Origin of the sequence: Lacrimispora amygdalina (assembly GCF_900205965.1) — a bacterium.
Taxonomy (GTDB): Bacteria; Bacillota; Clostridia; order Lachnospirales; family Lachnospiraceae; genus Lacrimispora; species Lacrimispora amygdalina_A.
The window spans coordinates 129,842-151,031 of sequence record NZ_OAOF01000005.1; the positions used below are offsets into that span (position 1 = coordinate 129,842).

At 41.9% G+C, this 21,190-nt stretch carries 28 protein-coding genes; 26 read left to right on the plus strand and 2 right to left on the minus strand.

Annotation, left to right across the window (positions count from 1 at the left end):
• Positions 1-3: 3 nt before the first annotated feature.
• Positions 4-501 carry a hypothetical protein gene (locus CRO04_RS09015; protein WP_097003913.1) on the plus strand — a complete coding sequence of 166 codons (498 nt, stop codon included), beginning with the start codon at positions 4-6 and terminating at the stop codon, positions 499-501.
• Positions 502-709: 208 nt separating this feature from the next.
• Here the strand turns inward: CRO04_RS09015 and CRO04_RS09020 are convergent, their stop codons facing one another.
• Entirely contained in the window at positions 710-925 is a 216-nt protein-coding gene (locus CRO04_RS09020; protein WP_097003914.1) for a hypothetical protein, read from the minus strand.
• Between the two features lie 4 nt (positions 926-929).
• A complete protein-coding gene (locus CRO04_RS09025) occupies positions 930-1,484 on the minus strand; it encodes a hypothetical protein (RefSeq protein ID WP_097003915.1) in 555 nt (184 codons plus the stop codon).
• A gap of 197 nt (positions 1,485-1,681) precedes the next feature.
• Between CRO04_RS09025 and CRO04_RS09030 the strand changes: the two genes are divergently transcribed.
• The 25 genes from CRO04_RS09030 (at position 1,682) to CRO04_RS09150 (ending at position 20,978) form a co-directional block, all read left to right on the plus strand.
• Positions 1,682-1,978 carry a hypothetical protein gene (locus CRO04_RS09030; protein WP_097003916.1) on the plus strand — a complete coding sequence of 99 codons (297 nt, stop codon included), beginning with the start codon at positions 1,682-1,684 and terminating at the stop codon, positions 1,976-1,978.
• Positions 1,979-2,045: 67 nt separating this feature from the next.
• Positions 2,046-2,444: a YjcQ family protein gene (locus tag CRO04_RS09035; protein ID WP_097003917.1), complete on the plus strand. Its 399-nt coding sequence runs from the start codon at positions 2,046-2,048 to the stop codon at positions 2,442-2,444.
• A gap of 101 nt (positions 2,445-2,545) precedes the next feature.
• Positions 2,546-3,073 (plus strand): terminase small subunit, encoded by a 528-nt coding sequence (locus CRO04_RS09040; protein WP_097003918.1) that lies wholly within the window; start codon positions 2,546-2,548, stop codon positions 3,071-3,073.
• Complete coding sequence (locus CRO04_RS09045) at positions 3,073-4,467, plus strand: terminase (RefSeq protein ID WP_097003919.1); 1,395 nt, start codon at positions 3,073-3,075, stop codon at positions 4,465-4,467. Before CRO04_RS09040 ends, CRO04_RS09045 begins: the two co-directional genes overlap by 1 nt.
• The gene (locus CRO04_RS09050) at positions 4,468-6,024 is read left to right on the plus strand and encodes a phage portal protein (protein ID WP_141400964.1); all 1,557 of its coding nucleotides are present in this window, start codon (positions 4,468-4,470) and stop codon (positions 6,022-6,024) included.
• Positions 6,014-6,169: a hypothetical protein gene (locus CRO04_RS09055; protein WP_242974405.1), complete on the plus strand. Its 156-nt coding sequence runs from the start codon at positions 6,014-6,016 to the stop codon at positions 6,167-6,169. The genes CRO04_RS09050 and CRO04_RS09055 overlap by 11 nt, the downstream gene beginning before the upstream one ends.
• A gap of 4 nt (positions 6,170-6,173) precedes the next feature.
• Positions 6,174-8,075 (plus strand): phage minor capsid protein, encoded by a 1,902-nt coding sequence (locus CRO04_RS09060; protein WP_097003921.1) that lies wholly within the window; start codon positions 6,174-6,176, stop codon positions 8,073-8,075.
• The gene (locus CRO04_RS09065) at positions 8,075-8,281 is read left to right on the plus strand and encodes a hypothetical protein (protein WP_097003922.1); all 207 of its coding nucleotides are present in this window, start codon (positions 8,075-8,077) and stop codon (positions 8,279-8,281) included. Before CRO04_RS09060 ends, CRO04_RS09065 begins: the two co-directional genes overlap by 1 nt.
• 175 nt (positions 8,282-8,456) lie before the next feature.
• Positions 8,457-9,062 carry a phage scaffolding protein gene (locus CRO04_RS09070; protein WP_097003923.1) on the plus strand — a complete coding sequence of 202 codons (606 nt, stop codon included), beginning with the start codon at positions 8,457-8,459 and terminating at the stop codon, positions 9,060-9,062.
• Positions 9,063-9,082: 20 nt separating this feature from the next.
• Positions 9,083-10,042 carry a major capsid protein gene (locus CRO04_RS09075; protein WP_097003924.1) on the plus strand — a complete coding sequence of 320 codons (960 nt, stop codon included), beginning with the start codon at positions 9,083-9,085 and terminating at the stop codon, positions 10,040-10,042.
• Between the two features lie 12 nt (positions 10,043-10,054).
• Positions 10,055-10,327 (plus strand): hypothetical protein, encoded by a 273-nt coding sequence (locus CRO04_RS09080; RefSeq protein ID WP_097003925.1) that lies wholly within the window; start codon positions 10,055-10,057, stop codon positions 10,325-10,327.
• Between the two features lies 1 nt (position 10,328).
• Entirely contained in the window at positions 10,329-10,715 is a 387-nt protein-coding gene (locus tag CRO04_RS09085) for a hypothetical protein (protein WP_097003926.1), read from the plus strand.
• A gap of 4 nt (positions 10,716-10,719) precedes the next feature.
• A complete protein-coding gene (locus CRO04_RS09090; protein ID WP_097003927.1) occupies positions 10,720-11,058 on the plus strand; it encodes a hypothetical protein in 339 nt (112 codons plus the stop codon).
• The gene (locus tag CRO04_RS09095) at positions 11,058-11,438 is read left to right on the plus strand and encodes a hypothetical protein (RefSeq protein WP_097003928.1); all 381 of its coding nucleotides are present in this window, start codon (positions 11,058-11,060) and stop codon (positions 11,436-11,438) included. The genes CRO04_RS09090 and CRO04_RS09095 overlap by 1 nt, the downstream gene beginning before the upstream one ends.
• Positions 11,438-11,845, plus strand: coding sequence for a phage tail terminator protein (locus CRO04_RS09100; protein WP_097003929.1), 408 nt, complete (start codon positions 11,438-11,440; stop codon positions 11,843-11,845). Before CRO04_RS09095 ends, CRO04_RS09100 begins: the two co-directional genes overlap by 1 nt.
• A gap of 5 nt (positions 11,846-11,850) precedes the next feature.
• A complete protein-coding gene (locus CRO04_RS09105) occupies positions 11,851-12,342 on the plus strand; it encodes a phage tail tube protein (RefSeq protein ID WP_097003930.1) in 492 nt (163 codons plus the stop codon).
• Between the two features lie 14 nt (positions 12,343-12,356).
• Positions 12,357-12,656 (plus strand): hypothetical protein, encoded by a 300-nt coding sequence (locus CRO04_RS09110; RefSeq protein ID WP_097003931.1) that lies wholly within the window; start codon positions 12,357-12,359, stop codon positions 12,654-12,656.
• Between the two features lie 31 nt (positions 12,657-12,687).
• On the plus strand, positions 12,688-12,984 hold the full coding sequence (locus CRO04_RS09115; RefSeq protein ID WP_242974406.1) for a Gp15 family bacteriophage protein: 297 nt from the start codon (positions 12,688-12,690) through the stop codon (positions 12,982-12,984).
• Positions 12,985-12,996: 12 nt separating this feature from the next.
• On the plus strand, positions 12,997-16,197 hold the full coding sequence (locus CRO04_RS09120) for a phage tail protein (protein WP_097003933.1): 3,201 nt from the start codon (positions 12,997-12,999) through the stop codon (positions 16,195-16,197).
• Positions 16,198-16,212: 15 nt separating this feature from the next.
• The gene (locus CRO04_RS09125; RefSeq protein ID WP_097003934.1) at positions 16,213-16,590 is read left to right on the plus strand and encodes a hypothetical protein; all 378 of its coding nucleotides are present in this window, start codon (positions 16,213-16,215) and stop codon (positions 16,588-16,590) included.
• On the plus strand, positions 16,590-18,836 hold the full coding sequence (locus CRO04_RS09130) for a hypothetical protein (protein ID WP_097003935.1): 2,247 nt from the start codon (positions 16,590-16,592) through the stop codon (positions 18,834-18,836). The genes CRO04_RS09125 and CRO04_RS09130 overlap by 1 nt, the downstream gene beginning before the upstream one ends.
• Positions 18,814-19,212 (plus strand): hypothetical protein, encoded by a 399-nt coding sequence (locus tag CRO04_RS09135; RefSeq protein ID WP_097003936.1) that lies wholly within the window; start codon positions 18,814-18,816, stop codon positions 19,210-19,212. The genes CRO04_RS09130 and CRO04_RS09135 overlap by 23 nt, the downstream gene beginning before the upstream one ends.
• Entirely contained in the window at positions 19,212-19,655 is a 444-nt protein-coding gene (locus tag CRO04_RS09140) for a hypothetical protein (RefSeq protein WP_097003937.1), read from the plus strand. Before CRO04_RS09135 ends, CRO04_RS09140 begins: the two co-directional genes overlap by 1 nt.
• A gap of 3 nt (positions 19,656-19,658) precedes the next feature.
• Entirely contained in the window at positions 19,659-20,525 is an 867-nt protein-coding gene (locus tag CRO04_RS09145; protein WP_097003938.1) for a hypothetical protein, read from the plus strand.
• A gap of 48 nt (positions 20,526-20,573) precedes the next feature.
• Positions 20,574-20,978: a hypothetical protein gene (locus CRO04_RS09150; RefSeq protein ID WP_097003939.1), complete on the plus strand. Its 405-nt coding sequence runs from the start codon at positions 20,574-20,576 to the stop codon at positions 20,976-20,978.
• Positions 20,979-21,190: the final 212 nt, after the last annotated feature.

Genomic DNA, 21,190 nt, shown 5'->3' on the forward strand with positions numbered 1-21,190 from the left:
TGTTTGGAAAAAGAAGCGGCGGAGTTATTAGTAAGAACAGCAGCATTGGAGGCTGTAAGGGAGTTTGAAAAATTCCAGAAGAAAAACCGTAAGGTCAAAGTATTCCAGAATGCCAAGAAGCTCATGGAGAATTATAACCGGATATGCAAAAGTGTTCAGGAAGGTGTTTCCGAGTTGTCGGACGTGGACGACGGGGAAAAACTGGAGGAATTATCAGCAGAGGATATTTACATAAACAGCATTATAAAAAGTAAGCTGCGGAGTATCGTAATGATAGCACACATAGATAAGTGTTTGGGGCTTCTGGAAGAGGAGATGATCAGGAAGCAGACTCCTGAAAAGTATAAGGCTTTTAAATACTTCTATCTGGAGGCTATGGCTCCAGAGGATATCGCAGAAGAATTAAATTGTGCTGATAGAACTGTATGGCGTTGGGTTTCGGAACTTACGAATATTCTATGCGTATACTTGTTTGGTGCAGATGCAATCATACTTGATTAAGGGCTTGACAAGGAGTGTCAGAATGCTGTCATTGTCAAGTCAATATAGCAGAGTTATAATTGTAATATCCAAAATTGTATAAATTTCGTAATCTCTAATGGATATTACTGTAATAGGTACTTAAACACAAAAATATTTATAAGGGAGGAATTACTTTTCTGGCATATTAAAGGCATCAAGTTATTACTTCTTGATGCCTTTAGAGATACTAATTGTTTTCGTCCAAATTTCCAAGATCAGGTATAATTATTGTGCCTTCAGTTACAGATTGAAGTCCAAATGTTTTCCTTTCCAATCCCCAGCTTGGATTGTCGATACGTGAAGATGTACTTAGTCCTGATGTGCTTGCTGAATTACCGATAGAAGTATCTGGTTTTTGATTATTTTGTAAGGCCTTTAGGGCTGCTAACAAATCCTCATTCACATTATCACCCCCTTAAAATATTTAATATAAAAATATATACAACAAATGATATCAACGACAACTCTGAGAATTTAAGTGATTTTTTATACAAGCTTGTCCTTTTATCATTTATTAACTTATTCATTTTTGTTGCCTTTATGTAAAATGTGCAGATGGAAGAGGCAAAATCGCTAACTTGTAAAACTAGATATTCTGTTTTGTAAAAATCATCAACATTAATAATGGTGTAATCTTGTACTTGTATGCTTTTTATAAGAAAATTAAAGGATATAAAAGACAAAAAAATGGCTATTACATAAAGAGTAATCAGAAGTAAGGATAATACTATTTCTCTCATAGAAATAGTTTCTAATGTCAATAATTTATGAAGATCTATCATTTGCGCTAAAAGAAAAAAATATGCAGCAATAATTGGTAAGGCTATATTAGCTTTCGTATCAATAATTGAATTCCTGTTTAATTCATTGAAATATTCATCTTTCGCAATGCTTAAGAATAGTTCGCCGGATTTAAAATCCATGGTAGAGTCACTGCTTTCTGTTGAGTTAGTATTTTCCATATTGTACCTCCTATGTTTAATTTATAATATCATCTTTTGTTTATATTTGCTACATATATAAATAAATTATTTATATGTGGGATTTAATGAAACTAAATCTAAGTAATTTAAATAATTCCTTAGATATAGCAACTCCTTTCTCTTTTCTTTTGATTAATTTTGATGTATGATGTAAGAAAAAATTAGGAGGGGTGTAAATGGATTTTTTGGAAATGTTAGAACAAAAGAAAAGCGTTGTAAAGTTGGTAGACCATTACTTATATGATTTGCAAGACTTAAGAGAGCGAATGGGGCTTAAGATGATGTTTGGAGTAGATACATTTAGATTTGAAGAAGTAACATATGAAACAACGATAAAATTTGAAGTTGATATAAATGAACTTTATACAATATGTGCTGATTTAAAAAATGAAGTAGAAATTAAAGATAAAGTCAACGAATATTTAGCACAACTCTATTTTAAAAATTATATTATTCAAAAAAAAGATAGATAAAAGTGAAGACGAAATCAGGGTGTCTATTCTTTTGGTGCATGATGGAAGAAAAAAGGGGGATTTTCTGATGGATTTTGATTCTAAACAAAAAGTATTGGTTGCAATATATATGGAGTATCAAAAAGATATTCCTGAGATGGGATTTATACATTCTCAATCTGTAGGATTAGAATGGGAAACTTTTGTAATTGCATTATCAAAGTTAGAAAATGAAGGTTTAATCAGAGGCGTTAATTTTGTTAAAGGTGGGGGTAAAATACTTTCAGCTTTTATGGACAATGTTATGATGACCCCATATGGTTTGCACTATGTAGAAACCAAACTGAATATTCAACCAGAAAAAACAGGATTGGAAAAGATGAAAGGCATAAGCCAAAATGTAGCAGCATGGGGGTGGAGTGAAGCAAAGGATTTTGCAGCAAAAGTACTATCCGAAATCATTCAGAGCCAAGCGGGTATAAAGTGATTAAGTTACCTAAATTTAAGTATTATAGCATTCCAGAGGCGGCCAACCCCGTCTCTTTTTTAATATAAAAATTAGCCAAAATGGAAGGTGAGGTGAGACTGATGGCATTAACAGCCAAACAAAAAATATTTGCAGATGAATACTTGATTGATCTTAATGCTACCAGAGCTTACAAGGTAGCTTACCCCAAGGTCAAGAACGATGAAACAGCCTCAGCTGCAGGAGCCAGATTGTTAAGAAATGTTAAGGTTGAGGATTATATCCAGAAACGCATGAAAGACCGGGAAAAGCGTACTGAGATCACTCAGGACATGGTTTTGAAGGAGCTTGCAAAGATTGGATTTGCGGATGTCACTGATTTCGTCTCGATTGAAGATAAAGGAACCTATAAGGCTGTGCAGGTTAAGACCACAGATGAAATGCCGGGGGATAAGCTGGGAGCTATTGCTGGGATCAAGGAAGGGGCAAACGGCATTGAGATTAAGCTGAACGATAAAGGGAAGGCCTTGGAGCTGATTGGTAGGCATTTGGGTATGTTTAAAGATAAGCTGGAAGTATCCGGCACCCTGGAAACAGAGAAAACCAAGCTTGATGATCTTATCAATCAAATGCGTGGTGGTGATGGATAATGAGCAATGAGCGCCTGCTTTTGTCAGAGAAGTACAAAGCCTTTCTTAAACATGATGCTCCGGTTGAGTTCCTGGAAGGGACAACGGCCGCGGGGAAAACGACAGTCGGCCTTTTTAAGTTCATGCTTAAGGTTGCGGAGAGCCCCAAGAAGCTGCACATCATAGCAGCAAAGGATACCGGTACCGCTGAGAAGAATATTATCAACAAGGATCTGGGTATTATAGACGACTTTGGGATCCTGACTGAGTACAACGGAAACGGAACTAAAGATGATAAGATCCCGCACATTCTCTTTCATACTTCAGGAGGGGATAAGGTTATTTACGTTCTGGGTTATGGCGATAAAAAGAAGTGGCAGAAAGCCCTGGGCGGTCAGTACGGCTGCCTTTACATAGATGAGATAAACACTGCCGATATTGAGTTTGTAAGAGAGTCAGCCATGCGGTGCGATTACCTGATGGGAACGCTCAATCCTGATGATCCGAATCTCCCTGTCTACAAAGAGTATATTAACTGCTCCCGTCCGATTCCTGAGTGGCAGGAGGAGACACCAAAAGAAATACTGGAAGAATTACGAGAGGAACCAAAGCCCGGTTGGGTGCATTGGTTCTTTTCTTTTACCCATAATTTGGGTCTGTCAAAGGAGAAGCTGGAAAACATTATCCGGAACACTCCAAAAGGTACGAAGATCTGGAAGAACAAGATCCAGGGCCTAAGAGGTAAAGCAACCGGCCTGATCTTCCCGAACTTTGACCGGAAAAAGCATGTGGTTACTAAGGCTCATGCAAAGCAGTTTATACGCAACCAAAACGATCGCCATCAAACAGAGTGGTTTGTACACTTTTCTGCAGGTCTGGATACGTCCTATTCCCAGAAGTCACCGGATACCATTTCCATGAGCTTTATCGGGATCACGAACAGGGGAAACTGCTATGTGCTTGATGAAAAGGTGTACAACAACGCAGACCTGGGAACGCCTCTGGCCCCTACTGATACGGTCCATAACTTTATTGACTTCCTTGATCGCAACCGGAACGAATGGGGATTTGCCAGAGATACCTTTATCGATTCAGCGGATCAGGCAACCATAACGGAGTTTTTAAAATACAAGCGCCTGAATGGCTGCGTTTACAATTTCAATGATGCCTGGAAGAAAGAGCAGATCATTGACCGTATCATCAATCAGTTAAACTGGTTTGCCGATGCAGGCGCAAAACCATGTTTCTATATCGTGGATACCTGCTCAAATTATATTCGGGAGCTTGAAGTATACAGCTGGTTGGAAGATAAGGACAATACACCAGAAGATAAAAACGATCACATGGTAAACAGCGTGCAGTATGCATGGCTGCCATATGAAGTAAAAATCGGAACAGGAAGGAGGGCTTCATAAGTGGGTTGGTTTAAGGATATGTATTTTAAATTGCTTAAGATTGTAGGAGCAAAAGAGAGGAAGGTGGTCATAAAGGAACCCCTTTCCTTTCAGGGCAATGTTCTGAAAAATAAGATCTGGTACCGTGGAGATCCGTCAGAGCTGGAACAGTTTTTTAAACAGACTGCCTACTGTGATGTGTTTAAGGCAAGGTTCTGGGCTTCCGTTCCATTCCGGAAAGTAAGGAAAATCCATTCTGGCATTGTGGGAATCGTGGTGGATCGGTTTAAGGATATCATAACCGCAGATTTAAACGATATCAGCTTTGGAGAAAAAGGGGATAATCAGCCTTTAAAGGAATTATGGGATAAGATTGCAGAGGATAATGACTTTGAAGGACTCCTGGGCGAAGCAGTGGCCGGTGCTTTGTCAGCCGGTGATGGTGCCTTTAAAATAAGTCTTGACCAGGTCAGTAAATATCCGATCATAGAATTTTACGAAGCAGATCATGTGGAATACAAATACCTGCGGGGCAGGTTGACTGAGATTGTCTTCTCAACAAACTACTCATATCCGGATAACAAGGAAAAGGAATATCGCTTAGAGGAGACTTACGGGAAAGGGTATGTTCTTTATAAACTCTTCGATGATGCTGGTGGAGAAGTTCCCCTTAATACTCTTACTGAAACGGCGATCTATGAAGATACTGCCTATGACGGGGATTACATCATGGGAGTACCCCTTATCTTCTTCACATCAAGTAAGTGGAAGGGACGAGGCAAGGCGCTGTTTGAGGGCAAGACGGACGATCTGGACGCGTTGGACGAAGTGATCAGCCAGTGGCTTGATGCAGTGAGAAAAGGAAGAGTCAACCGGTATATTCCGGAGGATATGGTTCCCAGGGATCCCAATACAGGGCAGCTGATAGAGCCGAATGAGTTTGACAATGATTACATAGCCATAGGTGCAGTAAAGAAAGAAGGTTACAGCGATAAAATTGAGGTAGTTCAGCCCCAGATATCCTACGAAGCGTATTTAAACAGCTATACTTCCTTTCTGGATCTGGTTCTGCAGGGGATTATTTCCCCGGCTACTCTTGGTATTGATTTGAAAAAGACGGACAATGCAGAGAGCCAAAGGGAAAAGGAAAAGATCACCACTCATACCAGAGGGACGCTGGTTAAGGTGTTGTGTAAGGTTCTTCCTGAGTTGGTAAGTAAAATCATGATGACTTATGACCAGATGCAGAAAAAGGCTCCTGGGGAGTATAAAGTTTCCGTCAAGTTTGGAGAGTATGCAGCCCCAGGCTTTGATGCTGTTGTGGAGACGGTTGGCAAGGCTAGAACCAGCGGAGTCATGAGTATAGAGAAGTCCATTGATGAAATGTATGGCGATACTCTGACAGAAGATGAAAAAGCAGAGGAAGTCAAGCGGATCAAGATTGAGCAGGGGATCTTTGAAACGGAAGAACCTGGACTAAGTACGGAAGGGGTGAAGATGGATGAAAGTCAAGGTGATGAACCGCCAGTACCAAATGAGCCAGTTGGAGTACCAGGGGCTCCTGAAAGTGGCAAGTGAGCAGGTTCCGTTTGGCATTTACGCCGTTGAAAAAAAGGATTATGCAGAGCTCCGGTGTGATAAGTGCAAAAGCATTACCCAGCTGAAAGATCTTACCCGGAAGTTTAAGGCACAGGGATTAAAAGTTTTAGCAAATGGCAGGTGATCATATGAATGAGTATGATATCTCTGCCTCTTTTGAAGCGATTGAACAGGAACTTATTGCCTCCATGATCCGTAATATGAACCGACATAGGGCTGAGGAACTGAAAGAGGGATATGACTGGTCTATGTGGCAGGTAGAGCAGCTTAAGGCTCTGGAGAAATATAAGCTGGAAAATCAGAAGAAGTACAGCAAGCAGTTTAAAAGCATAAACGCCCAGATCGGAGAACTTATCTGGCAGGCCAGACAGCAGGGAGGCATGAAGCAGGAGGCGCAGATCCTCCGGGCTATTAAGAACGGCTTTAAAAGCTATAAGCCTGCTTCGGCAGCTACGCAGGCAGAGTTTTTCAAACTGAATACCCGGAAGTTGGAAGCTCTGATCAAAGCAACCAGCAATGATATGAAGAAAGCAGAGACGGCAGTCTTACGAATGGCAAATGACCAGTATCGTAAGGCTATTTTTACTGCTCAGGTGTATGCTAACTCCGGAGCCGGTACCTATGAAAAAGCAGTGGATATGGCTACCAAGGATATGCTTTCCCGTGGGCTTAACTGTGTGGAGTATAAGAATGGTGCGCGCCATGCTCTGTCAGATTACGCAGACATGGCAATTCGGACAGCCAGTAAACGGGCATATTTGCAGGGAGAAGGGGAGAAACGTCAGGAATGGGGAATCAGTACCGTTATTGTAAACAAGCGTGGAAACCCCTGTCCTAAGTGCCTTCCGTTTGTAGGAAAAGTTCTGATCGATGATGTGTGGAGCGGCGGAAAGGCGTCAGATGGTCCATATCCTCTTATGAGTGCAGCCATAGCAAGAGGACTCTATCACCCAAGGTGCAAGGATAGTCACAGTACATATTTCCCTGGGATATCTACTGCAGAAGATACCTGGACGAAAAGAGAATTGAGAGGCATTGATCAAAAGTATAAACAGGAACAGAACCATCAATACAACAAAAGGCAGGCGGATAAGTATGGTCAGTTGTCTCAGTATTCTCTTGATAAAGAAGACAAAGAAAAATACAAAAATAAAGCAGATGAATGGTCAAAAGCTTCGCAAGCTGATATAATACAGGAAGGAGCCTTTAAAAACCTTGTTATTGATCAGCTTCCTACCATGGACAGTATCAATTCGACTCAGGACAGAAAAGTATTTGCAGAGCATCTAATAGACCGGTTAGGAATTGAACGTAATAACATACCGGTGAAACTTCGGAAGATGGACGCCAGGGGTGGGTGCAGTTATTATCCTAAGGCTGATAAAGGTATCTGTGAATATATAGAATACGCTCTCCAATCTGATGATGAACGCTCCATGCCGTATCAAATAAAAACAGCATTTCATGAATCCTACCACTTGTCTTTACATGGACGAAAATGGGATGCAGTAAAGAATGGTCGACCAAGTGAAAAGTGGCGTATTATGGAGGAGACTTTTGCGGAGGTGGCGGCCCACCATGCTGCAGCACTATATGGCATTGAAGAGAAGCTTGCCCCAGCTTACGGTGATATTCTTGCAAAGACGCTACCCAGGCTTAAAAGGCTGCCTAAGTTTAAAAATTGTAATACTGCGATGGACTTTGGAAAGATAGCATGGAGAGATCGTCTTCTTGGGAATAGCGGTGTCTGGGAACAATTGTATGACGATACTTTCTCATTGAGGTTTGATGAACGTAGCTATTATAAGCAATATTATAAAAGTATTGAACTAAATAAAAAGGAGTTACTTAATAAGTTTTTTGAGAATAATCCTAAACTGCGGCAGTATGAAGACATGATGGGAGAAGATTTGAAAAACGCATTATCAAAAGTTGACCATGGAATATCGCTGGATAATTTAAGCACAAATGAGCGTGTGATATTTTCAAACGTTATAGTAAATGCTATGTGGAAGGAGGGAATAAAATAATGGTTTACATTCCGAAACAGTGGCTTCATAATCCAGAAAATGAAGTTAAAGTACATCAATTAATTGAAGAGTATTTTCCAAACACTTGTGTTTTGTCTATGGAAGATTTGGAAAAGCAGAAAGAATTTCCTGCCAGGTTGAAAGATCTGGGAGAGTTGGAGATCCTTAAGCATTATGAAAAAGGGGATATTGTAATGAATGGCTGATACCACTGATCTATTAAGGATTGGTGGTATTTTTATATTCTGCGTTGCGACCGTCGCAACAGATCGGAGGCAGTATGCACCGGATAAGAGAGGATCCGATATAATTAAAAATCATTACAGATAAAGCGCGCGGGATATCCTGGGCGTTATTTTATTGCTTAGAAAGGATGAGATCATGAAAAAAGAAGATTTTATTGCACTGGGAATTAGTGAGGAACAGGCAGCCAAAGCGGCAGAGGCTTCAAAAAAAGAGCTGGAATCCTATGTATCTAAAACTGATTACGATACAGCCAATCAGGCAAAGGGACAGCTTGAAAAGGATATCAAGGACAGGGATAAGCAGCTGGAAGATTTAAAGAAGAACAGCGGGGATAATGCGGAGCTAAAAAAGCAGATCGAAACCCTACAGGCTGAGAACAAAGCGGCCGTGGAGAAAAACGAAGCAGACATGAAGGAACTGAAGCTTTCCACTGCTATTAAGCTGGCCATTGCCGAGTCTGCACAGGACGCAGATCTGGTAACCGGTCTGTTTGATAAATCCAAACTGATTCTTTCTGATGATGGGAATGTTACCGGTTTGGAGGAGCAGTTAAAGTCCATAAAGGAATCGAAACCATTTCTGTTTAAGGAAGTAAAGACAGAACCAGCAAAAAATACTGGTTTCCGTCCTCTTGGTGCACCCGGTCAGCAGACTCAGACAACAACTACAACCGATGGCAGCAAGGTGAACATGAAATCCGCTATTGAAGCAGCGCTTCAGGCACAGATGCCGTCTAAATAAAATTAAGGAGATGAAAAACTATGGCTATTACGTTAGAAGAAGCAAGAAATAATGTGCAGGACGACCTGCAGATGGGGGTAATTGATGAATTCAGAAAGTCCAACTGGATCCTGGATCATATCACGTTTGATGATGCCGTTTCCCCGACCGGAGGCGGAGCAACCCCTACTTATTCCTACACCAGATTAAAAACACAGCCCACGGCGCAGTTCCGTGAAATCAATAAGGAATATACGCCCCATGAGGTGACCAAGGAACGCCACTCCGTAGACATTAAGGTATTTGGTGGATCCTATCAGATTGACCGTGTTATCGCCAATATGGGCGGTATCATTTCTGAAGTAGAGCTTCAACAGTCCCAGAAGATTAAGGCAGCGCAGGCGTTGTTTAATGATACATTTATTAATGGAGACATTGCTATAAATGGCAATGCTTTTGATGGTCTGGAAAAAGCTCTGACTGGCAGTTCGACAGAGTTTAACGCTGGAGAATCAGTCATTGATTTGTCTACCTCCCAGCTGGTAACGGAAAATTTCCAGTACTTCCTGGATATGCTCGATGAATTCCTCCGCGGCCTTGATGGAGAACCTTCATTCATTGCTGGTAATACCAAATTGATCTCTAAACTAAGAGCCTGTGCAAGGCGTGCTTCAATGTACAATGTAACAAAGACCGACTGGGGATCCAATGTGGAAGCCTATGGTAATATTCCGTTTGTGGATCTTGGGGCGAAACCGGGAACTAATGAGGAAGTGGTGGACATTGATGCAACCAAAGGAACCACATCACTCTTTGCGGCAAGGCTTGCGCTTGATGGACTTCACGGTGTATCCTACGCAGGAGTAGCGCCGGTGCAGACCTGGCTTCCTGACTTTACAACGGCAGGAGCAGTAAAGACTGGTGAAGTAGAAATGAATGCGGCAATCGCCTTAAAGGCCTCCAAGGCTGCTGGAACATTTCGTAATATCAAAATAAAATAAGGAGGAGTTTTCATGAAAGTATTTGCACCTAATAAACAATATACAGGTACGTCTGCAAGCGTATCTTTTTGCAATGGCGTGGGGGAGACAGAGGATCTGCGCCTATTACATTGGTTCAAAAGCCATGGGTATAAAGTTGAGGATCTGCCGGAATCAGAAGATCCTGCGGAAGATCCGGGAAAAGCCCAACAGGAGAATCCTGAAGCCCCAGAAGAAAATGTAGAGAAAGAACTGGATAAGGAGATAAAGAAAGGAAAATCTTCGAACCAGAAGGCCGGTGAGTAAGATGGCTTACGTCCCCTATGTGACACCGGAATATTACAAAGAAACCTATAAAGGTAGCACGGTGCCAGAAAATGAGCTGGAAAGAGCGCTCCGACAAGCCAGCCGCCATATTGATTCCCTGACTTACAATCGAATTGTTGGTCGGGGATTTTCCAATTTGACAGAGTTTCAACAGGAAGTCATTCAGGAAGTGGTATGTCTGCAGGCAGATTTTGAGCATGAAAACGCTGACGAGATCAACACGATCCTGTCCAGTTACAGCATAAATGGAGTGTCGGCACAGTTTGGAAGCTCCTGGAATGTGTTCATGGATAAAGGAGTGGCTATGAAGCGTGATGTATATGCACAGCTGTCCCAGACGGGTCTGTGTTGCCGGTTAGCGAGGTGAGCCTATGAAATACCCATGTTTAGTACCGAAAAGCCTGTGTAAGACAAATATAAAGGCCCACCTTGAAAGTGAAGAAACTAACAACCTGGGAGAGCCAAAATACAAGGCTGACTTAGATTTAAAGTGTAATTTTCAGGACAAGGCAAAGACGATCCTTACAGCAGAAAAGAAGCTGGTCCAGATAACCGGTACGGCTATGTTTCCTGGTGATATCGCTCCAGACTTCCCAACCTTAAGCGGAGGGACCGTTACTATATTTGGGGAAGAGAGACGGATCGAGCAGGGAAGCAAGAACCGGAATCCGGACGGGACAGTGAATTTTTGCACCCTGGAGGTGATCTGATGCAGGTCAAATCTACAGTGAAAATGAATATGCCACGGATCCGGCAGCTGACACAGGCTGCGGTAACTGCTCTTGAAATGACTGCGGATGCATTGCAAGGGGAAATAAGGGATTCTCAAGTCATGCCGTTCGATACAGGCAATCTTCAAGGGGAAAGTTTCTTCGCTGATTATTCTGATTCTTCCAAAGGAAAGGTTCAACTTGTGACCAGTACGCCTTATGCAAGGCGTTTGTATTTTCACCCGGAATATAATTTCCAAACCCATGAGAACCCCAATGCAAAAGGTCATTGGTATGAAGACTGGGAACCAGGGGGAGGCAAAGCAGATTTTGCTCCCGATGCATTTGAGAAATTTTACAAGAAAGTAGGTGGTGTATAATGCTGTCTTTAAAAGATGTACGCCAATATATATCCAGCTTGAATATTGCCGTAGATGATAATGTCTATATTGGAAAGATGGATAATAAAAAGCAGAAGTCTGTCGGAGTTTATAGCCGGTCAACGTCCGGACCTGCCAATATTGCCATTGGTGGATTGGAATGCACCACCTACGATACGAAGCTGGTTTCTCTTCTGGTCCACTGGAATAAAAGCAAGGACGAGACAGAGAGAACGGCTTTTGAGCTGTTTGAGAAACTAAGAGGTGTAACCAGCTTTACCATAGGAGATACCCCTATCAATTATCTGCGTCTGATGGTTCCTGAACCTCAGGACGTTGGGACAGATGATAGCGGAGTGTATGAATATGTGATATGGCTGGATTTTATTTATGAAAGGAACAGGTGAGATTAATGGGAGATGCTAAGGTATATCCTGTAAGCAATAACAAGTTTGAAATAGGCCTGAACGGCACTGAAGCAACAATGGTAGTTGTTGCCAACCTTACGAACTTTGCCCCTAGTATTGAAGGTGGCGTAGAAGAATGGAATGCCATGGAGCATGAAGGCTGGGGCAATGCGATGATGACCAGTAAGAAGCTATCCTTCAGCTTCCAGGGAAAGCGTACTTATGGTGACCCTGGAAATGACTACGTTGCGGGTCTTGCATTTAAAAGTGGAAACGATGTTGTAACCCCGTTTCGTTGGACAATGCCTTCTGGGGCAAAGGTTGAATGCGCCTCCATCATCAATGTGACCACTCCAGCCGGTGGAGATAGCACGGCGGTGGACGCTCTGGAATTTGAAGTAAAGTGCAAGGGTAAGCCAACATTCACAGAAGCGGAAACTACAAACACAACAGCAGCTAAAACAACAACAACTAAAACATCAGCTGCAAAAGCATAAGGAGGGAATTACAGATGGCAAGAGTAATTGATATTACAGATAAACTAACGTTTGAAGGAAATCCTATGCTTTTGATAAAAGGAAAGAAACTAGAAGTAAATGCAGACGCTCCCACCATGTTAAAAGTCATGGGACTTATGGGTTCTGATGATCCAGGAGTAAGTGAGATTTTAAAAACCTATGACATGATGTTCCCAGAGAAATCAAAAAAGGAAATCGAAAAGCTGGCACTAAATTTTAGTGATCTGATCGTGGTGGTTCAGGAAGCGGTAGGGTTAATTACGGGGGAGAATAACAGCCAGGGAGAGCAGTGACCCGTACTACGATCTTTTTGAAGACTGGGACTTGATTGTATCCAGTTTTCTTACGCAGTACGGGTTGAGAATACGAACAAAAGAATTTGAATCGGTTAGTTGGGATGAGTTTAAATCTCTGCTTTCCGGAATCGATCCGGAAACTCCCCTGGGGCGGATTGTGGCGATTCGATCAGAGACAGATAAGAATGTAATTAAAAACTTTAACAAAGATCAGAAACGCATATATGATACATGGAGAAACCGAAAGGCAGAAACAATGTCTCCGGCTACTTATGATCAGGAAATGAAAGCACTGGAAAAGATGTTTGCAGACTTGTGCAGATAGGAGGTGGTATAGTTGGATGACAGTGTAGGGCAGATCGGGCTTGATCTTGTCGTTAATCAAAATAATTTCAATAGGCAGATGGCCGGTATCCAGGGGTTGGCTAAAAAAGCAGGAGCGGCACTGGCGGCCGCTTTTGCTGTTAAGAAGATTGTTGATTTTGGTAAGAGTGCTATTGAACTGGGATCCGATCTTACAGAGGTCCAGAACGTTGTTGATGTAACATTTCCTAATATGTCGAAACAGATTGATGCCTTTGCCAAAAATGCAGCGCTTTCTTTTGGTCTTTCTGAAACAATGGCCAAGAAATTTACGGGTACATTTGGAGCTATGGCGAAAGCGTTTGGATTTTCAGAAAGTGCTGCCTATGATATGTCAACCACTCTGACCGGTCTGGCCGGTGATGTGGCATCTTTTTACAACCTCTCCCAGGACGAGGCATACACAAAGTTGAAATCTGTATTTACTGGCGAAACTGAGACATTAAAAGATCTGGGTATTGTTATGACCCAGAACGCCCTTGATGCCTACGCCATGGCGAACGGATATGGTAAGGTTACTGCAAAAATGTCCGAAGCTGAAAAGGTGGCTCTACGATATCAGTTTGTACAGGACCAGTTGGCGCTTGCCACCGGAGATTTTACCCGTACAAGTGATAGCTGGGCCAATCAGGTTCGTATTTTAAAGCTACAGTTTGATTCCCTGAAAGCTACTATAGGTCAGGGGCTTATTAATGTACTTACCCCGGTTATCCACGTAATAAATACCATAATTGGAAAACTGATGAGTCTGGCCAACGCCTTTAAATCATTTACGGAGCTGATATCCGGAAAGAAAGGGTCTGGAGGTGCATCAGCTGCAGCTGTTTCTGGCATGGAAGATGTTACCAATGCAGCAGACAACGCTTCCGGAGCAGTGAGCGGAACAGGAGCGGCTGCCAAGAAAGCGGCAAAAGATATTAAAGGTATGTCCACCGGTATTGATGAATTGAATGTCATTAGTCCGGATACTGGTTCTGACAGCTCTGGTGGTGCTGGAGGGGCTGGCGGTTATGCTGCGGATGAGTTCAACATGGGGGAAGTGAATACCACTGGTGTTGAGGAAGCCAGTAACAAGTACCAGGCTTTAATTGATAGAGCGCGAGAACTGAAAGATCTATTTAAGACTGGTTTTAGTATCGGTTTTGGAGACACATCGGTCATTGACAGCATTCAGAATTCCATACAAGGTATTGGACAGAGCCTCAAAGGGATCTTTACGGATCCGGCGGTTTTTGCTTCGGCTGAGGAATTGGGAAACCGGATAGCCGTAAATATGGGAAAAGCTGCAGGCAGCATGGCTTCTATAGGGACTACCCTTGCAGATAATCTGCTAGGCGGAATTAATAAGTTTTTAGAGCAGAACAGCCAGCGGATTAAGAATTATCTGATTTCCATGTTTGATATCGGTGCGAATATCACTGACATTGCCGGTAATATCAATGTTGCATTTGCAACGATTTTCTCAGCTTTTCGCAGTGATAGTGCAAAGCAGATCACAGCGGATATTATAGGCATTTTTTCAAGTGCCTTTTTGGGGGTAACAGAATTAGCTGCTAAGTATGGCAGAGATATTTTAGATGTACTTACGGCTCCATTTATACAAAACAGGGATTTGATAAAGACCTCCCTAGAAAATACGTTTTCAGCAGTAGAGCCTATTTTTCCTGAAATTAAGTCCATTGTTGATGAAGTGGCAACAAAGGTTAATGAAACTTACGATGTAGCTTTTAAACCTTATTTTGAAAATCTGAAACAGGGATTAGTTGAAATAGGCGCTAGGTTCCTTGAACTCTACAATCAGTATATGCTGCCAGTTATAACCTACCTCGCAGAAAAATTTGAAGATTTTCATACACGGGTATTAACTCCGCTTATTGATAAATTTATGGAGTTCTTCTCAAAAATGGCAGAGGCAACCAGCGTTCTATGGGAGACTATTCTAAAACCGTTTATCCTATGGTTTATGGAGATTGCCTTCCCCATTATAGCAACATTTGTGAAAAACTGTATAGATGCTTTCGCCGCCTTTTTTGAAAGCGTAGCAGGGGTCATAGGAGATATTATAGATATATTCATAGGGCTATTAGATTTCATAATAGGGACACTGACTGGAGACTGGGATAGGGCATGGCAGGGAATTAAAGAAATTTTCGGCGGTATATGGAACGGGATTAAAGATTTGCTTGGAGCCGCATTAAACTGGATATACGTCCAGATACAATTGGAATTTGGTTTAGTAAAAGCCGCAATAGAATTTGTATGGAATGCCATTGTAGCATACTTAAGTGGGGTTTGGGATTCTATAAAAATTAAGGCAGCGGAAATATTTGAAGCTCTTCGAGAAAAATTGTCAGAAATCTGGGACAGCATAAAGGCAACTATTGAAGAAAAATGGAATGCCATCAAAGAGTGGTTTGATCAGATCTGGCAGAAAATCAAAAATGTGTTTAAGCTTGATGAAATGACACAGATCGGTAAAGATATGATGAATAATTTTTTTAGCGGTATGCAGGAAGTGTGGAAAGACATTACCAGCTGGTTAGGTGATATTGCTGGTGAGGTAGGAAAAGCATTTAATACGGTTATTGATGGAGCTAAGAATTTAATCAGTAAAGCCAAAGATGATGCAGAAGAAAAGGAAGAGAAGGACTCATCTGGTCCCGGAAGTAGCAAAGGCTATGTAAGTAGCGGACCAGGAGTGAAAGGTCACGCAACAGGAGGATTCCCCACTTCCGGCAGTCTGTTTGTTGCCAATGAAAACGGCAATCCTGAAATGGTTGGTAACTGGGGCGGTAAAGCAGCCGTTGCCAATAACATGCAGATCACAGAAGGTATTACAAGAGCGGTTCAGTACGGTATGAGATCTGCCATTGCTCCATTAACCTCCAGTATAAGTGCCATGGTTAGTAATGCCACACCGCAGCTATCCCTGATCGGTACCACAGGACGCAGTACAGGAGCAGCAGATCAGGTTCAAAACATGGCAAATCAGGTTATGACCATGCCGACAGAATCCATGTCCGATCATTATCTGTCCCTTATGGTGGAATTACTGCGCAAGATCATAGAGCTGATCGAAGCAATGGATCTGACCGTAAATATAGATATTCGAGAAATTAAAAAGAAACTATCCGATCTGGACAAGAGAAGCGGTTTTTCAATGAGAACAACGTAAAGGAGGCGGTGCTATATGGCAGTAATAACAATCAATGGCCGGGAGTTCCCGTCTCCCGACATTGGCGGAAATTTGATTGTCGCAACAAATGTAAGTGACGGGAAAAATGCGAAAGGTGAATTTATTGGTCAGAGAGTGGGAAGGGATCAGCATAAATTTGAGGGATTACAGTGGAAGTTTTTAGATGCTGCCACCTGGGCTGCCATGCTGCAGGAGTTTGATAAATTTGTAGTAACAGCCCGGATTCCAGACATGGTAAATAACCGTATGATGACAATCCGAATGTATCCAGGAAACCGGACGGCCACACCCGTTGAGTTTGATAAGGAAGGACTTCCCACCATGTATCAGGATTGCAAAGTAAATATTATTGACTGCGGGGTGATTGAGTAATGCAGGCAGCGAGTACCCAATACAAGGATCACATGAAGTCAAAAGATCGCCTGCGCAACCAGACCTATATCCGGGTTACCATTGGTCTGATCAACCAGGAGGCGCAAGCCAGTGCATATATACCCGATCATGGGAATTATGCTTATTATTCCAGTTTCAAGCAACCGTTAGATAATTATGAGGTCCAGGAGCTTTATGCCACCTGCGATCAGGACTACACACCAGTAGATGGTAGCATGTACTTTCTTCCAAGGACCAGGGCGGATGTGGTTTTAAATCAAGGAATTGTGTCAAAGGAACTTGTGGGACCGGTAGAAATCCAGTTCCCGGTTCAATATGATATTAAAGGGTTGACCATAGAATTTGGGAAAGCCTTTCCTGTGGATTTTATAATAGAATCTGATAACAACACAGTGGAGATCACCGGGAATAAATCTGGGCATTTTGTAACAGAGGAGATATTTGCAGGAGCAACATTCCTGCGCTTTACACCGTCCAGCATGGTAAACGGTCAGAGCCGATTCCGGATTCATAAGATCACCATGGGTATCGGGATCTATTTTGATAATCAGCGGATCCTGTCTGCTACCAAAAAGGAACATATCAGTCCGATCATGGAGGAGCTGCCGACCATTGACTTTAATCTATCCGTGAATAATAAAGACAGAGCCTTTGATATTGAGAATGAGGAAAGCTCCGTAAACTTTCTGGAAATAGGTCAGGATATAACTGTTCTTTATGGTCAGAAACTTGATGACGGATCCGTGGAGTGGCTGCCAGGAGCAAAGGTGCGATTAAAGGAATGGTCTGCAGACGATGAAGAAATGTCTTTTTCTGCCTCAGATCGGTTCGACTACATGGACGGGACTTATCATAGAGGTTTGTTTCGCCAGGAAGGGATCAGTCTGTATGATCTTGCACTTGACGTGCTTTCCGATGCGGGAATTGATAGCCGGACTTACTGGATAGACAGTTATTTAAAGTCTGTAAAAGTGGTAAATCCGATGCCGGTTGTCGCGCACAAGGAAGCCCTGCAGCTGATTGCCAATGCCGGCCGGTGTATTCTCTACCAGGACCGTGGAGGGAATATCTTTCTGAAATCCAGCTTCATTCCGGCTATGGAAGCCATTTCAGATAACGAGACTTATTTCAGTCAAGCAGGATCCATCCTGGATAAATCGCCTAAGAAGCCTTATGCTATGTCCGCACAGAACTATATAAACGTAACCCCTACACAGTATTTTCTTCCAAGGCAGGAAGAAGGTGCGATCTATCTAAATGCCGGATATATCTCAGAGGCAGTGGCGGAAAGTAATGGATCCTTTGCAGTCAATCCGACCGTAGAAATTAACCTGGAAGCCTCATTCAAATGCTTCGGATTGACGTTAGAGTTTGGAAGTAATAATCCGTTGGAAATGGTCTTTCACGCCTACCGTGATGGGGAACTGGTGGAAGATTACATTGTATCAGGACTGACTGCAACAACGGTCATTAGCCACGAATTCGAGGAGTTTGACAGGCTGATCTTGGAATTTACCAAAGGCTGTCCGAATAACCGGATCGTCTTAAATAATATTACTTTTGGGGACAGAACCGATTATGTTTTTGAATACGGTCATGAGTTGACCAAAACACCAAAGGGGACACAGCTTGCCAAGGTTAGGGAGCTGCAGGTAATCAGAACGCTTTACAATCGGGCAGGGGAGATAAAGGAATTGGCGAAAGAAATGATTGTGGTAACGGCTGCAGATAACCGGTATACCTTTTACTTTACCAATCCATCGTATGACCTATCCTGCGCGATTACAGTACCAGGGGAGGGGCAGACAGCAACTATTCTAGATAGCAGCAATTATTTTGCCACGGTGGAACTTACAGGGGTTACGGGGACCGTTGAGGTATCCGTATCGGGCAGAGAGTACACAACTGTTAAAACTAAAGTAAGCAGGCAGCTAAATCCAACCGGCAGTATGGAAACATGGGAAAATCCTCTGGTATCTGATGCAGTTCACGCCGTCAATATTGCGGATTGGATCGGTGATTACCTAAAAGCAGATCGGCAGTATGATCTTCAGTATCGAGGAGAACCCCGAATTGATGCAAGCGACATTACATTTCTGGAAAATAAGTACGTTCCGGATCTGCTCCTGAGAGTGTATGAGCATACATTAAAATTCAATGGAGCTTTATCCGGATCGGTAAAGGCAAGGAGGGACATGAGCAATGTGGCAACCGTCAAAGACTAACTGGAAAGAGGGAGACTTCTTTAACATTGAAGACTACAATCGAATAAAGGGAAATTTAAACGAGATCCGGTCACAGGCACTTCTGCTCTGGCCGGATTTTGAGTTTGAGAAAATGGGGGCTGATAAGACCTATCAGGACTATGGATTCTACGCAGATGAAATCAACCGGTTTGAGGCTAATGTGGCTCATATTTGTAATGGCACCTATCCATTTAAAGTGGGGAATCGTCAAACCTTTTATGTTAATCAGCCCTTTATTGACTGGAAGGAACTAAACCGAATTGAAGAAGCCTGCCGGTTGATCTATAGCAACATACAAAGCCGTTATGACGGCAGAAAAACATTATCTTTTACACTAAATGGAGGTGCTTTTTAATGGAACTGAAAACAGATTATATGGATGCCATGTTTGATGGCCAGCGCCGGTACCGCTTAATACCCAATGAGGATGGAACTTACAGCCTTCCGGACGAAACGACTTACACCCAGAAGGGTGATAAATTTGGAGCTAATGATATAAACCAGACCAACGAAGAGATCAATAAACTGGAGGCTGTTAAGATAGTAACCTTGCCTATCGCAGGTTGGAGTAACTCCGCTCCATATACACAAACAGTGGAGGTTCTTGGCATTGCTGAGAATGACAGGCCCATAGTGAGCCTATATTTGCCAGACGACATAACAGCGGCGGATGTGAAACTGCAAAGTAAATCTTATGGCTGCATGGATCGGGCGCTTACTGGTGCTGAAAACATAACGGTCTATTGTTATAGTAAGAAACCAGCAGTAGATTTTCAGATTCAGATAAAGGGGGTATAAGGTATGGCAGAATGTATTATTTTAAAAGGCGGAGGAGGGGCAGATCTTGATGTGGTGACAGCTGGGAAGCCTGATGTGCTGACCGGTAAAGTAATTGTAGATAAAGATGGGGAGCCATTAACTGGATCCATGCCAAACCGCGGAGCTATTTCCTCTACCCTTAATGCCGGTGGGAGTTATACAATTCCTGAAGGATACCACAATGGGTCTGGAAAGGTGACGGCAAACAGTCTGGCAAGCCAAACATCGGCAACAGCTTCTGCAGGTCATATATTAAATGGGCAGACTGCATGGGTGAATGGAAACAGAATTACAGGTAATATTGCTTCAATGGGAGGTCAGACGATAACACCTAACACATCTTCTCACACTTTATCATGTAGTGGTAAATATATGACAGGTAATGTCTATGTTCCTGCTGTGTCTAATTTATCAGCAGGAAATATTAAAAAAGGTGTAAATGTTGGAGGGGTTACGGGTACTTTTGAGGGTTATGTACCGACAGCAACGGATTTATATTTGAGAGGTAATAATATTAATGGTTGGCATTCTACAGGAGGAGATACCAATCTTTTAAGATACGATTCTCAGGCAATTACACTTCTTGGTCCCAGTAGAGTAAACATTGATGCTAGAAAATCCTTCTCAACAATAGGACATAGCTGGTTGTGCTTTGAAATGAGCATTACCAATGGCGGAACAATTGAACTTTATGCTCCAGACGGAGCGACGGTTCTTAGTAGAGTGGCCATGAGTCAAACTGGGAATGTTACCGTAAAATTAAACATTTCTTCTGTGTCATTTGCATCCTTAATAGCACTTCGATTATATAGATTTTATGGGTCCTTATTCAGGATTTATTTAAGTTAATAAACCAAGAAAATGAATTGAAAAAGGTATATTGAAAGGAGAAGTTAAATGAACGTATACACAAATAATAGTTATGAAATAATAGCAATAGATGCAGAACCTCAGCATTATGAGTACGTATTCAAATGTGATCATACCAGGACAGAGATATTTGGAGATTTATGTGATATCTGTATTCAAGGTTATAAATATGAACCACAATACGAACTGATTTTCAATGAAGATGGAAGTAATAAAATAGATGAAAAAACAGGAGAATTGCTCTATAAATTAGACATAGATGGAAATAAGATTCTAAATGGTTATGCTTGTTATCCGTTTATAGATTGTCAAATGCTTATGTTAATTCAGAAGCAATATGGAGAGTACAAGAAGAGAGAAATCGCACTTACAGCAAAAATAGATTATATATCTATGATGGCAGGAATTAAAACAGATGTAGACCAAGATTAAATAATTTTAAAAGTATTTTACAATGAAAAAATAGGGTCTTTTCTATTCTGAAAAACAAAGCAGACCTTTGGATATCAGAAGAAGGTTTATAAATTTATTGGATTGTAATATATGAATAGCCACTAATAGTAGGAAACTAATTAAATATTGTGCTTAATTAATGTTGATGATATAATCTGGTTTAACACTATGAATTATAAGGGGTAAATAAA

What these genes read in the sequence shown, in the direction of transcription:
- CRO04_RS09025 (WP_097003915.1), bottom strand. Translation starts at nt 1,484, where the DNA reads ATGGAAAATACTAACTCAACAGAAAGCAGTGACTCTACCATGGATTTT.
- CRO04_RS09030 (WP_097003916.1), top strand. Translation starts at nt 1,682, where the DNA reads ATGGATTTTTTGGAAATGTTAGAACAAAAGAAAAGCGTTGTAAAGTTG.
- CRO04_RS09035 (WP_097003917.1), top strand. Translation starts at nt 2,046, where the DNA reads ATGGATTTTGATTCTAAACAAAAAGTATTGGTTGCAATATATATGGAG.
- CRO04_RS09040 (WP_097003918.1), top strand. Translation starts at nt 2,546, where the DNA reads ATGGCATTAACAGCCAAACAAAAAATATTTGCAGATGAATACTTGATT.
- CRO04_RS09045 (WP_097003919.1), top strand. Translation starts at nt 3,073, where the DNA reads ATGAGCAATGAGCGCCTGCTTTTGTCAGAGAAGTACAAAGCCTTTCTT.
- CRO04_RS09060 (WP_097003921.1), top strand. Translation starts at nt 6,174, where the DNA reads ATGAATGAGTATGATATCTCTGCCTCTTTTGAAGCGATTGAACAGGAA.
- CRO04_RS09065 (WP_097003922.1), top strand. Translation starts at nt 8,075, where the DNA reads ATGGTTTACATTCCGAAACAGTGGCTTCATAATCCAGAAAATGAAGTT.
- CRO04_RS09070 (WP_097003923.1), top strand. Translation starts at nt 8,457, where the DNA reads ATGAAAAAAGAAGATTTTATTGCACTGGGAATTAGTGAGGAACAGGCA.
- CRO04_RS09075 (WP_097003924.1), top strand. Translation starts at nt 9,083, where the DNA reads ATGGCTATTACGTTAGAAGAAGCAAGAAATAATGTGCAGGACGACCTG.
- CRO04_RS09080 (WP_097003925.1), top strand. Translation starts at nt 10,055, where the DNA reads ATGAAAGTATTTGCACCTAATAAACAATATACAGGTACGTCTGCAAGC.
- CRO04_RS09085 (WP_097003926.1), top strand. Translation starts at nt 10,329, where the DNA reads ATGGCTTACGTCCCCTATGTGACACCGGAATATTACAAAGAAACCTAT.
- CRO04_RS09090 (WP_097003927.1), top strand. Translation starts at nt 10,720, where the DNA reads ATGAAATACCCATGTTTAGTACCGAAAAGCCTGTGTAAGACAAATATA.
- CRO04_RS09095 (WP_097003928.1), top strand. Translation starts at nt 11,058, where the DNA reads ATGCAGGTCAAATCTACAGTGAAAATGAATATGCCACGGATCCGGCAG.
- CRO04_RS09100 (WP_097003929.1), top strand. Translation starts at nt 11,438, where the DNA reads ATGCTGTCTTTAAAAGATGTACGCCAATATATATCCAGCTTGAATATT.
- CRO04_RS09105 (WP_097003930.1), top strand. Translation starts at nt 11,851, where the DNA reads ATGGGAGATGCTAAGGTATATCCTGTAAGCAATAACAAGTTTGAAATA.
- CRO04_RS09110 (WP_097003931.1), top strand. Translation starts at nt 12,357, where the DNA reads ATGGCAAGAGTAATTGATATTACAGATAAACTAACGTTTGAAGGAAAT.
- CRO04_RS09125 (WP_097003934.1), top strand. Translation starts at nt 16,213, where the DNA reads ATGGCAGTAATAACAATCAATGGCCGGGAGTTCCCGTCTCCCGACATT.
- CRO04_RS09130 (WP_097003935.1), top strand. Translation starts at nt 16,590, where the DNA reads ATGCAGGCAGCGAGTACCCAATACAAGGATCACATGAAGTCAAAAGAT.
- CRO04_RS09135 (WP_097003936.1), top strand. Translation starts at nt 18,814, where the DNA reads ATGTGGCAACCGTCAAAGACTAACTGGAAAGAGGGAGACTTCTTTAAC.
- CRO04_RS09140 (WP_097003937.1), top strand. Translation starts at nt 19,212, where the DNA reads ATGGAACTGAAAACAGATTATATGGATGCCATGTTTGATGGCCAGCGC.
- CRO04_RS09145 (WP_097003938.1), top strand. Translation starts at nt 19,659, where the DNA reads ATGGCAGAATGTATTATTTTAAAAGGCGGAGGAGGGGCAGATCTTGAT.
- CRO04_RS09150 (WP_097003939.1), top strand. Translation starts at nt 20,574, where the DNA reads ATGAACGTATACACAAATAATAGTTATGAAATAATAGCAATAGATGCA.